Genomic DNA, 12,147 nt, shown 5'->3' on the forward strand with positions numbered 1-12,147 from the left:
GCTTTTCAGTGCGGCACACAACGAGAGTTCGATCGAGGATTGCGAGAGTCAGCACCATTACCGGGATTGTATCCAACCAGCGTAACTTCCCCTTTTGCATTCACCACCCAACCGCGCGCGGCAACAACTTCCCGATCCCGAATTTCCCCTTCTTCCTTCTTCCCTCTATCGGTTACATCCATTAAATCCCGTACATTGCTCGTTGCCGAACTTCCTGCCTCTTCCACCCACGGAAACGGCGATGGAGGGCTGCTGAGGGTATCATTGGGACTCGGCGGCACTCCCCCTTTCCCGGTGACGGTAAACTCGTTCTCGCCCCCTTCCAGACAGGGATTTGCAGCAATTAATGCCGCCCGATCGACCAAATTTTGCGGCAGTTCCACTAAACCTTGAGCGGGATTCACCCCAGAGGCGCTGAATGTTACTGTCCCTTGCAAAGCCGGGCCCCCACTTTGGGAAATCGCCGCAATATCGCTGGTAGGAACTAGAGAAGTAGGACTTACTTGCAAATCTGCAAATTGAGCATCTGTTAATCCCAAATTACTCCTGGCTTGTTCGCGGTTAAGGCTTGTAAAGCCAAAGATATTTGGTACATTGACCGTAACTTGTCCGCCCCTAGCTGTGCGAGCATTAGCTGTAATATCACTATTCTCTCGCGGTAAAGCTATCAAAATATCGCTATTAATGCTGATATTACCGCCCTCAGAAATACCTGCATCCGTGGTGATTCTACTGCCGCGTCGCAACTGAATGTCTTGCGCTTGCAGGTTAATATTTGCCCCTGTAGCAGAGACAGTCGTGCCATCAATTATGCTTTTATTATCCAGGGCAATTGAGTTAGCTACAACGTTAATATTGCCAGCCCTACCTGTTCCTGAAGATTGAACATTAACCACTGCACTATCCCTAAGTATCAATTGATTAGCACTCAAATTCAACGAGCCTGCATTTCCGGTAGCATTGGAATTAATAGCATTAAACGCCCTACCAGCCGAGGCCTCAATTCCACTCCTCAACCGACTGTTACTCCCAATACCTTGCACTTCTAAGCGATCGGCATTAATTGTAATATCTCCTGCATTTGCTATACCCAAAGAAGCCGCAGAAATAACGCCACCATTCTGCACAGTTAGTTTAGGTGTTGAGAGGCGGATATCTCCACCCCTACCAGAACTTGCAGTTTGAGTAACAAAAGAACTTGCTACATAACCCGCATTCCCCAAAAATCTTGACTCGCCGCTCACTTCTATAGACTCGGAGGCTCTCACTGTTAAATTTCCTCCAGTCCCCCCACTTGTAGAAAACAGGACTTCGCCAAAAATCGCACCAGTCGTTAAACTAATTGTGGCTCCATTAGAAACACTCAACCGCTTAGTGTCGATGGTGATATCCCCACCTTTTCCATTCCCATCAAAAGTATTCGTGCCGAGCCGAGTTTGCCCTAGACCTACAGGGAGACTACCCGACAATTCCACCGATTCACTGGCTTTAATCGCAATATTCCCCGATGCTCCATCACTAAGGCTGAAGCTGGCAAAAGCACCGCCATCGCGCAGCATTAACCGTTGGGCTTCAACAGTAATGTTTCCGCCTTGACCGGTGCTTTCGTTCGTTGTTCCGTTATAGAGCGTTGAACTGACGAGTTCGACGGTATTGGCGCGGATAGTCAGATTTCCGCCATTCCCAGCACCAAAGGTGGGAGCACCGGCCACTACCCCATTGCTCATCAACAGTCGTCCCGCTTCAATGTTAATATCCCCGGCGGCTCCACTGCCAATAGTGCTAGTAAACAAAACAATTTGCGAAATAAAGGGGTTCCCTGTTCCAGATGTCTGAAAATTTTCTGTAAGCTGCTGATAGCCCTCAATTCCTAGGCCGATCATTTCTACCAAGTCAGTAGCGCGAATATTAATATTGCTCCCTTTCCCCTCTCCCAGTGTAGAGGCGAAAATTTGCGATCCCCGATCTAATCGTAAGTTTTGGGCATTGATGTTAATGCCTCTGCCATCTATATTTCCTAGTGTCAAGCCATAAATTCCTGAATTACTGAGAGTGACATTTCCACCCCTGATGTCAATTCTTCCACCTCCTAATCCGCTGGTATTGATCAATGCACTGTTCATGTCAATATTGCCGAAGTTCTGAATATTGCTATAGTTTAAATTCAGATCTAAAGCTGTTGGTTCAAATTGCACTAAACCTGGACTTTTGACGCTGCCCAGAAGAATTTGTCCGCTACTGGCGGTAGCGATTCCCCCGTCGAATTGAATATTTCCCCCTACTAGCGCTAAGGTTTGACCGGGGTCTACTGCTAAACCAATATTCTTAAAAATTGGTACGGGTAAGGGAATGTCAGGCGGTGATGGGTTAGGAGCAATTGACTGATTGACAATTGTGCCAGGATTATCTCGAAATCTCAAACCCACAGGAATATTAATCGCTAACAATGGCACGGAATTAGAATTAGCTGCACTAAATTCAAAGCCATTATCAAAGAGAACGCCGCTACCAGTTGAACCGATAAATGAACCGCGCAAGTCTAACCTCGCATTGGGGCCAAAGACAATTCCTTTGGGATTAAGTAAAAATAAATTGGCATTGCCTTGCACTCCCAACACACCTAAAATATTGGAAGGGTTGCCACCAGTAACGCGGGTAAAAATATTGGCAATCCCGTTAGGATTGGCAAAATAGGCTCCCCTACCTTCACCCACGTTAAATTGTTGTAAACTGTGAAATAAATTTACTCCGCGAGTTGCACCGCCTTCTATTCTGTCCGATGGTAAATTATTAATTGTGCCGGGCACTGTGCGCGAACTTTCCGCACCCAAGCTATTATCTGGGAGAATTTGAGCGATCGCGGGGAAAGGAAACAGCAGTAAGAATGCAAAAAATAGGACGGAAGATTGGCTGGGCATCTTTTAAGCCTGGTTAATTTAGTATTAGAAAAATAGCGAGGGGTTAGTTAAAACCTGAAGATTACCTATTGAGGTACGCAAACACCCGTCGGTTTCGGACTGCGAAGAGATGCACCACCACCTGAATTATAGGCTACCAGCGTTACTTGTCCTCGATCGTCGATTACCCAAGCTTGAGCGGGAATAATTTCTGTTGGCCGAACTTCTATGGATGCTAGGGGGCCTTCTACTGGCTGACTTCCACCTAACGCTGGTTCCACCCACGGAAACGGCGCAGATTCGCTGCTGAGAACATCATTAGGACTTGGTGGCACTCCCCCTTTCCCGGTGACGGTAAACTCGTTCTCGCCCCCTTCCAGACAGGGATTTGCAGCAATTAACGCCGCCCGATCGACCAAATTTTGCGGCAGTTCCACTAAACCTTGAGCGGGATTCACCCCAGAGGCGCTGAATGTTACTGTCCCTTGCAAAGCCGGGCCGCCACTTTGGGAAATCGCCGCAATATCGCTGGTAGGAACTAGAGAAGTAGGACTTACTTGCAAATCTGCAAATTGAGCATCTGTTAATCCCAAAGTACCTCGAACCTGTTCGCGGTTAACGGCGCTAAAGCCGAAAACATTGGGGACATTAATATTAACGCGGCCACCGGCGGCCGATCGCGCATTCGCAGTAATATCGCTATTTTCCTTGGGTAAAACCACCAAAGTATCGCTATTAATCCTGATATTGCCACCATCAGAAATACCAGCATCGGTAGTAATTCTGCTCCCGCGTCGCAACTGGATATCTTGCGCCCTGATATTAATATTTCCCCCACCGCCAGAGTCAGTTGTACCGTCAATACTGGCTTTGTTATCCAAGGCAATTGAGTCAGTTACAACATTAATATTTCCTGCGCTTCCCCTTCCTAAAGACTGAACGCTAACCGTTGCTCCATCCCGGATACTCAATCGATTCGCATTCAGATTCAATGAGCCAGCATTCCCCGTAGCGTTGGGATTGACAACAGTATATGCGCGGCCAGCCGAAGCCTCAATGCTACTTCTGAACCGACCGTTATTCCCGATGCCTTGCACTTCTATGCTAGAGGCATTAACTGTAATATCTCCCGCATCGGCTGCACTCAAAGAAGCCGCAGTAATAATCCCCCCATCTCGCAGGGTTAACACAGGCGTTGAGAGGCGGATATCTCCACCTCGACCAGAGCTTGTAGTGCTAGTAGTCAGGGTACTCGGTGCGAATCCCCTATTCCCCAAAACTCCAGACACACCGCTTAATTCTATCGACTCGGAAGCTCTCACAGTTAAATTTCCTCCTAGCCCCCCATTGGTAGAAAACACGACTTCGCCAATAATCGCACCCGTCGCTAAACTAATTGCGGCTCCATCAGAAACAATCAACCGCTTAGTGTCGATGGTAATATCCCCGGCTTTCCCATTTCCATCTACAGCGATTGTGCCGATCAAAGTTTGCGCCGTAGTTCCAGCAAGACTCCCCGACAATTCTACAGATTCATTCGTTTTAATCGCGATATTCCCCGCTGCTCCATCACTGCGGCTGGCGCTGACGATACTGCCTCCATCGCCCATGATTAACCGTTGGGCCTCAATATTGATATTGCCACCAGAGCCGGTACTTTCCTTCGTTGTTCCGCTGTTGATCGCTGAACTAACAATCTCTATGGTGTTAGCGCGGATATTCAAATTGCCGGCATTTCCAGCACCGAAGGTGACGGTACCGCCCACTACGCTATCGCGCAGCAGCAGCCGTCCGGTATCAATGTTAATGTCTCCGGCAGATCCATTGCCAACAGTACCACTGATCATCACAAGTTGCGGGTCGAAAGGGTTGAATGTTCCTAATGCTACGTATTGGCTATAAAACCGCTGATAGCCTTCAATTCCCAGTCCGATCATTTCTACTGAGTCAGTAGCGCGGATGTTGATATCGCTCCCTTTTCCATCTCCCAGTGTCGGAGTGAAAATTTGCGCTCCTTTATCTATTCGCAAGTTTTGGGCATTGATATCAATACTTCTGCCATCAATATTTCCCAATGTTAGGCTATAAATTCCCGAACTACTGACGGTGACATTTCCACCCCTGATGTCAATTTTCCCGCCTCCTAATCCGCTGGTATTTATAAATGCGCCGTTCATTTCAATATTGCCGAAGCTCTGAATACTGCTATAGTTTAAATTTAAACCTAAAGCTGTTGGTTCAAATTGCACTAAACCTGGACTTTTCACACTTCCCAGTAATATTTGTCCGGTATAAGCTGTTAAATTTCCTCCTTGCAGTTGAATGTCACCGCCAATTAATGCTAAGGTTTGACCGGGGTCTACAGCTAAACCAAGTTTGTTTGAAGTAGGAATTTCTACGGGCAATGGCGGTAAGGTTGGTGTGGGGCCGATTGCTTGGGAAGTGTTGACAATTGTACCAGAATTTTCTCGAAATCTTAAACCCACAGGAATATTAATCGCTAACAATGGCACTGTATTAGCATTAGCTGCACTAAATTCAAACCCATTATCAAAGAGAACACCGCTACCAGTTGAACCGATAAATGAACCGCGCAAGTCTAACCTCGCATTGGGGCCAAAGACAATTCCTTTGGGATTAAGTAAAAATAAATTGGCATTGCCTTGCACTCCCAACACACCTAAAATATTGGAAGGGTTGCCACCAGTAACGCGGGTAAAAATATTAGCAATCCCATTAGGATTATCAAAATAGGTAGCGTGTCCTTCACCTACATTAAATTCTCGGAAACTGTGAAAGAGATTAGAACCACGAGTTGCACCGCCAGTGATTCTATCTGAGGGTAAATTATTGCTAGTGTCGGGAACAGTGCGCGAACTTTCTGCACCCAAGCTGCTGTCGGGGATGATTTGGCCAATCGCGCTTCCGGGAAAAAAGCACCAATAACCACTCAAAAGTAACAGGTAAATAGCTCCTGAAAAATAGCGGTTTTCTGTAGAGTTAAGTACCGATATCGGGTAGGGACAAGGCACTGCTGCCTTCCTACTGTATTTCATCCACTTGAAAACTGAAATATAGTATTTGTCTCGGTCTTTGAGCTGATTCATGTTGCTTAATTCCCAGAATTATAGATTTTGAAAAAACATAATTAACCTTTTGTTAGCTGACATGAGAAGATAATTTTTCCAACATCAGCTATTTTCAGGTCATCGGGACTGACAAACCGAAACAGGATGCCTCGTGCGCTGTGGAAATTGACCCGCAACTTCCGCAGCCACCAGCGTAACTTCCCCTTTCCCATTCATCACCCAACCGCGCGCCGGAACAACTTCCTCAGCTTTTTTTTCCGTTTCTTCCCTCGAACTTCTATCCGTAACATCCCTTAAATCCGTTCCATAATTCGCTGCCGAAGTTCCTTCTTCCACCCACTGAAACGGTGCAGATTCGCTGTTGAGAACATCGTTAGGACTCGGTGGCACTCCTCCTTTGCCGGTGACTGTAAACTCATTTTCGCCCCCTTCGAGACAGGGATTTGCAGCAATTAATGCCGCCCGATCGACCAAATTTTGCGGCAGTTCCACTAAACCTTGAGCGGGATTCACCCCAGAGGCGCCGAATGTTACCGCCCCTTGCAAAGCCGGGCCCCCACTTTGGGAAATCGCGGCGATGTCGCTACTCTCAAGTAGGGAAGTAGGACTTACTTGCAAATCGGCAAATTGAGCGTCATCCAGATTCAACCTGCTTCTGACTTGTTCGCGAGTAACTGCACTAAAGCCAAAAACACTGGGGACATTGACGCTGACGCGCCCGCCGGCTGCTGTGCGGGCGTTAGCGGTGATGTCGCTGTTGTCTTGGGGGAGGGCGACAAGAATGCCGCTGTTGATGTTGATGTTGCCGCCGTCAGAATTGCCCGCATCGGTGGTAATTTGACTGTTGCGGCGCAATTGGATGTCTTGCGCTTGCAGGTTAATATTTGCACCCGTACCCGATACTGTCGTGCCGTCTATTCTCGCTTTGTTGTCGAGGGCGATCGACTTTGCGACAATATTGATATTACCAGCGCGTCCGGTTCCCGTAGCCTGCACCGTGATGGTAGCTCCATTTGCGACAGTTAGTCGATCGCGCGCCGTCAGATTCAACGAACCAGCATTTGCTGTAGCATCGGGATTAGTACCGAATGTCTTGCCAACCGAAGCATCTATCGTACTGACAAACAAACCGTTATTGCCGCTGCCACTGACTTGAATGCGATCGGCATTCACAGTAATATTCCCCACATCTCCCCTACCCAAAGAACTCGTAGAAACTATCCCCCCATCCCGCACAATGAGGCTGGGCGTATCAACACGAATATCCCCGCCCCGACTAGAACTCAAAGTTCCAGAAGTCAGCGCGCTAGCATTCTGAATTCCGCTAGTCAAAACTTGAGAAATACCTGAAATTTCTACTGATTCAGTAGCCCTAACTGTTAAATTTCCAGCAGGCCCGCCATCCTGAGAAAACAAAAACCTGCCAACTAAAACACCCGTTCCTAATGTAAACGCAGAACCGTCAGAGAGACTCAACCGCTTCGTCTCAACATTAATATTCCCCGCAGGGCCGGTAGAACCGATAGTTAGTGTGCTAATTCCAGTTGACACAACTGTTCTCGGGCCGCGGTTAGACAATTCGATTGATTCAGCAGCTTTAACATTAATACTCCCAGACGGGCCGCTGCTGTAACTCGTAGTACCCAGAAGAGAACCGTCGCGCATAATTAATCGACTGACATCAACAGTAATGCTTCCTCCCGCGCCGGTACTTTCTTTCGCCGTCCCGTTATTGACTCCAGAACCCACCATCTCAAAAGTATTGGCGCGAACAATCAAATTGCCGCCCCTTCCACTACCAAAAGTTATCCCGCTACCGAGTACCCCATTGTTGAATAGCAAGCGTCCGGTGTCGAAGGTAATACTCCCCCCAGCACCAGCACCAGCACTAGCATTAAACAGCGTAAATAGCGGATCGAACGGGTCTGTGGTTCCCGATACCAGGTATGTAATTGCGACCTGTTGAAAGGCATCAACTCCCAGCCCGCTCATTTCTATTGAATCAGCAGCGCGCAAGTTGATATTACCTCCGGCACCATCTCCTAGAGTCAAAGTAGAAAATTGCGTGCCGTTTTGCGATCGCAATTTTTGGGCATCGATATCGATACCTCTACCATCAATATTGCCCAGTGTAATCGCATAAAATCGCGCAGCGTCGAGGGTGATATTGCCACCTTTTAACTCTATTCTGCCGCCACCGATGCCACTGGTATTTATGAGCGTTCCATCGGATATTTGAATATTGCCGAAGTTCTGAATCTTGTCATAATTTAAACTTAAACTCCCCTGCTGCGGGCCCGATGTCAGTGCCAAATTAACTAAACCGGGACTGGCTGCGCTACCGAGCAAAATTTGTCCGCCATTGGCGGTTAAATTGCCGCCTGGAATTTGGATGTCACCGCCAATCAGTGCTAAAGTTTGACCTGGGTCTACGGCTAAACCAACTCGATTAGTAATCGGAATTGGCAGGGGAGATGCTGGCAGGTTGCTCTTTCCCGTCGCCGTCGATTGATTGACAATTGTACCGGGATTGTCTCTAAATCTTAAGCCAATGGGAATATTAACTGTTAATAGCGGTGATGTTTGCGGGTTGGTGCTGCTGAATTCAAAGCCGTTATCAAACACAACACTGTCAGCCGTTGAACCTACAAACGAACCGCGCAAATCTAACCGCGCATTTGGCCCGAAGACAATGCCTTTGGGGTTAATTAAAAATAAATTAGCATTGCCTAAAACTCCCAAAGTTCCTAAAATATTTGAGGAGTTACCGCCCGTGATGCGGGTAAAAATGTTAGCAATTCCGCTGGGATTGGCAAAATAAGCTCCCCGCCCTTCTTTGATGTTCAATTCGCCGAAACTGTGAAACAAGCTAGAGCCGCGAGTTGCGCCGCCAGTGATTATATCTGATTGTAAGTTGTTGATAGTATCGGGGACAAGGCGCGAACTTTCCGGGCCCAAAGTGCCGTCGGGAATGATTTGGGCGAAGGTTTTCGAGGGAAATAGCAACAGGAAAGCAAACAGTAGGCCGGAAGACAGGCGAGACATAGCTTAAATCCTGTTATATAAATAATATGGTTTCCGCTTCTATCATAATTAGATATTTGGATTATATCAGTGCGATCGCCCCAGTGTTCGCGACCCAAGTAGCGAGGCCGCCACTTAATAAAAATTGACAGTCAGCGTTAATGATAACTGACAAATTTGCCAGCTCCGCAGCCGTAGGCTAATATTTGGCAAAGATCGAGAAGACAATGAAAACTTGTCGCCCAAGTTACCGAAACCACAGGAAATATGCCAACTTGTAGGGTGCTTAGTGGTGTGATTGCTCTTACGAAGCTGTCATGGAGGGAATCAAGCTGGTCATGGAAAACGCAATCGTTCATACTAGACGGTAGACACCTTCAATCTTAGGAGCCGTCTATGTTACTACAAGAAGTCAAGGAACACGTTTTCAAACTGCCACCGAGCGATCGCCTTGCGTTAGTGGGTGCCATCATTGAGTCCTTACAAGATCGGCGAGTTACCGGGGTCGATCGTTCTGGTGCGATTCAGCGGATGCGAGGCTTGCTAAAGACAGACCAACCCGCACCGACAGATGAGGAGGTGGCTGCAATCTTGGAAGCGCGACGGGTGGATTTGCTACTATTGGGATATTGAATTTGAATATGCTTATGACACTGACAATCGTAGCTGAACCGGCTCCTTTAAATGCAAATGAAGATGGTGTGATTCTCATTGGAAAAACTCGCGTTACATTAGATACTGTAATCGCTGTCTTTCAGCAGGGCGCGACCGCAGAGGAAACTGTTTATCGTTATCCATCTCTGAATCTAGCTGACGTTTATGCCACGATCGCCTTCTATCTCAACCACGAATCGGAAGTAGAAGCGTACTTGCAACAGCGACGGCAGCAATCTCAAGAGATTCGCGCTATGAATCAAGCAAAATTCGACCCACAAGGCTTGCGCGATCGCCTGCTTGCCCGCAGAACACCGCAAGAACCATGTTAAAATTTCTTGCTGATGAAAACTTCGATAATACGATCGTTCTTGATGTATAGGGCAAAATTAACGCCATACCACGCTATACTTTGCTGGTTAAAGTAAAAAACGTAAGATTTGCCGTGACCGATGAGAGCCTTTACCTCAAAAAATTTTTAGATCCTATAAAGGTATGCAGACGATATAAGCCCAAATTCGGTCTAGGTAATAGAGAAGAAGGGATAGATCTGATGCGGTTCTTGTCAATCTATGGAGCAGACCCATTCTATTCATGGATTGGTCTTGACTCAGATTTGATGTATGCAGCTCACAAAGCTGCTGGGGGGATGACTTCGGTTTACCGACAGATTGGAAAAGGCTGTGAAAATCTATTCAGGCAGATAATCATTGACCAGACACAATATGATGATCCAAATTACGCCCTGTGGTCTTACATTACAAAAACCAAAAATGATAAGAATAAAACTTTGTCATTAGATGCGCGGCTGGAACTTAGCCAAATTCGGAATATTGAAGTCAAAGCAAGAGTTATTCAGTGGATAGCAGACTATAGTATTTCTCTCAGTGTACCTGCACCCTTGAACGGAGCAGTGTTTGAAGTTCGACAAGGATATAAAAGTAAAGATAGCAAGAGACAGAATGCTGACATAGACAATATTGCCGTTGCTTGGGCAAACGGCTACCTTCCAGTTTTTGCAATTTTTTCTTCTCAGATTGATACCGATTTGGTGTTGCGCTACCGAAATAGTCGTGGAGGAATAATCATTGGCACGACATCAGGGAATAATCAAACTTCGCTATTTGCTTTTTCCAAAGAAGTTTTGGGATATGACTTAGCAGATTTTTTTCATAGGAATTCTGAGGTAATCAAAAGCGAAGTTTACAGCACTTTAGAAATTCTACTGAGGGCAGAATGATGAGATATACTGTCCAACAACGATCTGACTATACTTTTAAAGCTAATCGTAGTCTTGGAAGACACGGATGGCTTCGTCTTACACCAGCATATGGCGTGAAGCTTGTTGAAAAACTTTTGTCTTCGTCTAATACCGAAGCGATTATTCTTGATCCTTTTTCTGGTACAGCTACAACAGGGCTTGTTGCTGCTGAACTAGGGTACAAAGCTTATTCATTTGACATCAACCCATTTCTGATTTGGCTTGGAAATGCTAAATACCGAAATTATGCTGAAGACTGCCTACTAGATATTCGTGAAAAAGTATGGCAGGCTTTGAAAGAGTATAAGAGTCAATTAGAGCAAGATAACTGGACACCACAAATATTCAACATTGAGCGGTGGTGGTCTGGCTATACGCTCAATGTTCTTGCCGCCCTGCGAACCGCCTTAGTGGAGCAATTTGGAGAACCTGAAGAGAACGATGAATATAGTGTTGTTTGGATCGCCTTCTGTCGTTTGATAATCGAAACTTCATCGGCAGCTTTTAATCATATTTCAATGTCATTTAATGACACTGTAACTCATCATGAAATTGAATATATTGAAGGATTTTTTTTAGTTATACTTGACTTTGTACTTAGATCTGCCGAGAAGAATATTATGGGTAATGCTAGAGTCCTGAAGGTGGATTCTCGAAATATAATCAGTGTCGGCAATATCAAGATAAATAAGGTTATAACTTCGCCGCCTTATCCAAATCGAGTTAGTTATATTCGTGAACTTCGTCCTTATATGTATTGGACAAAATTTATAAATGAAGCCAAGGAAGCAGGTGAACTAGATTGGTTAGCTGTTGGTGGAACTTGGGGAATTGCAACAAGTCGGCTCAATTCTTGGACGATACAAGAAGAAGATTTACCAGAAAGTATCTTCTCAACTGTAAAAAATATAAGGATGTCTGACGGGAAAAATGCAAATCTTTTATCGATTTACGTCTTAAAATACTTTCATGATATGCACTTGCATTTTAGTTCAATCAGATCCATTTTAGAAGATGGAGCTGAACTCCATTATATTGTTGGTAATTCAACTTTTTTTGGTAATATGGTTGATACGGCAGCCTTATTTTCTGATTCCATGAGAATTCTTGGCTACTCCAAAATTCATTCTGAAATTGTCAGAAAACGGAACTGTAACAAGGCTTTGTATGAATACTGTGTTTCTGCAATCTGGTCCACAGGTTAACCATCGCGTTGGAGCAG

The 12,147-nt window shown here is 45.9% G+C and carries 7 protein-coding genes; 4 read left to right on the forward strand and 3 right to left on the reverse strand.

Annotated elements, in window-relative coordinates; genetic code table 11:
- Positions 1 to 5: 5 nt before the first annotated feature.
- From QUA01_RS16350 to QUA01_RS16360, 3 genes are all read right to left on the reverse strand, one after another.
- Positions 6 to 2,918 (reverse strand): two-partner secretion domain-containing protein, encoded by a 2,913-nt coding sequence (locus tag QUA01_RS16350; protein WP_333090984.1) that lies wholly within the window; start codon positions 2,916 to 2,918, stop codon positions 6 to 8.
- A 65-nt stretch (positions 2,919 to 2,983) separates the two neighbouring features.
- The gene (locus QUA01_RS16355) at positions 2,984 to 6,004 is read right to left on the reverse strand and encodes an S-layer family protein (RefSeq protein WP_333090985.1); all 3,021 of its coding nucleotides are present in this window, start codon (positions 6,002 to 6,004) and stop codon (positions 2,984 to 2,986) included.
- A gap of 99 nt (positions 6,005 to 6,103) precedes the next feature.
- The gene (locus QUA01_RS16360) at positions 6,104 to 9,031 is read right to left on the reverse strand and encodes an S-layer family protein (protein ID WP_333090986.1); all 2,928 of its coding nucleotides are present in this window, start codon (positions 9,029 to 9,031) and stop codon (positions 6,104 to 6,106) included.
- Between the two features lie 375 nt (positions 9,032 to 9,406).
- On the opposite strand from QUA01_RS16360, the gene QUA01_RS16365 reads away from it, so the two are divergent.
- The 4 genes from QUA01_RS16365 to QUA01_RS16380 all read left to right on the forward strand — a co-directional run bounded on the left by QUA01_RS16365 (position 9,407) and on the right by QUA01_RS16380 (position 12,130).
- Entirely contained in the window at positions 9,407 to 9,643 is a 237-nt protein-coding gene (locus QUA01_RS16365) for a hypothetical protein (RefSeq protein ID WP_333090988.1), read from the forward strand.
- Between the two features lie 14 nt (positions 9,644 to 9,657).
- The gene (locus QUA01_RS16370) at positions 9,658 to 9,996 is read left to right on the forward strand and encodes a DUF433 domain-containing protein (protein WP_333090989.1); all 339 of its coding nucleotides are present in this window, start codon (positions 9,658 to 9,660) and stop codon (positions 9,994 to 9,996) included.
- A 113-nt stretch (positions 9,997 to 10,109) separates the two neighbouring features.
- Entirely contained in the window at positions 10,110 to 10,904 is a 795-nt protein-coding gene (locus QUA01_RS16375) for a hypothetical protein (RefSeq protein ID WP_333090991.1), read from the forward strand.
- On the forward strand, positions 10,901 to 12,130 hold the full coding sequence (locus tag QUA01_RS16380) for a DNA methyltransferase (RefSeq protein WP_333090993.1): 1,230 nt from the start codon (positions 10,901 to 10,903) through the stop codon (positions 12,128 to 12,130). Before QUA01_RS16375 ends, QUA01_RS16380 begins: the two co-directional genes overlap by 4 nt.
- Positions 12,131 to 12,147 lie beyond the last annotated feature (17 nt).

Source organism: Microcoleus sp. S36a_B3 (assembly GCF_036700745.1).
GTDB lineage: Bacteria > Cyanobacteriota > Cyanobacteriia > Cyanobacteriales > Microcoleaceae > Microcoleus.

Coding starts and splice junctions, on each gene's coding strand:
- QUA01_RS16365 (WP_333090988.1), top strand. CDS start 9,407: ATGTTACTACAAGAAGTCAAGGAACACGTTTTCAAACTGCCACCGAGC.
- QUA01_RS16360 (WP_333090986.1), bottom strand. CDS start 9,031: ATGTCTCGCCTGTCTTCCGGCCTACTGTTTGCTTTCCTGTTGCTATTT.
- QUA01_RS16380 (WP_333090993.1), top strand. CDS start 10,901: ATGATGAGATATACTGTCCAACAACGATCTGACTATACTTTTAAAGCT.
- QUA01_RS16355 (WP_333090985.1), bottom strand. CDS start 6,004: ATGAATCAGCTCAAAGACCGAGACAAATACTATATTTCAGTTTTCAAG.
- QUA01_RS16370 (WP_333090989.1), top strand. CDS start 9,658: ATGACACTGACAATCGTAGCTGAACCGGCTCCTTTAAATGCAAATGAA.
- QUA01_RS16350 (WP_333090984.1), bottom strand. CDS start 2,918: ATGCCCAGCCAATCTTCCGTCCTATTTTTTGCATTCTTACTGCTGTTT.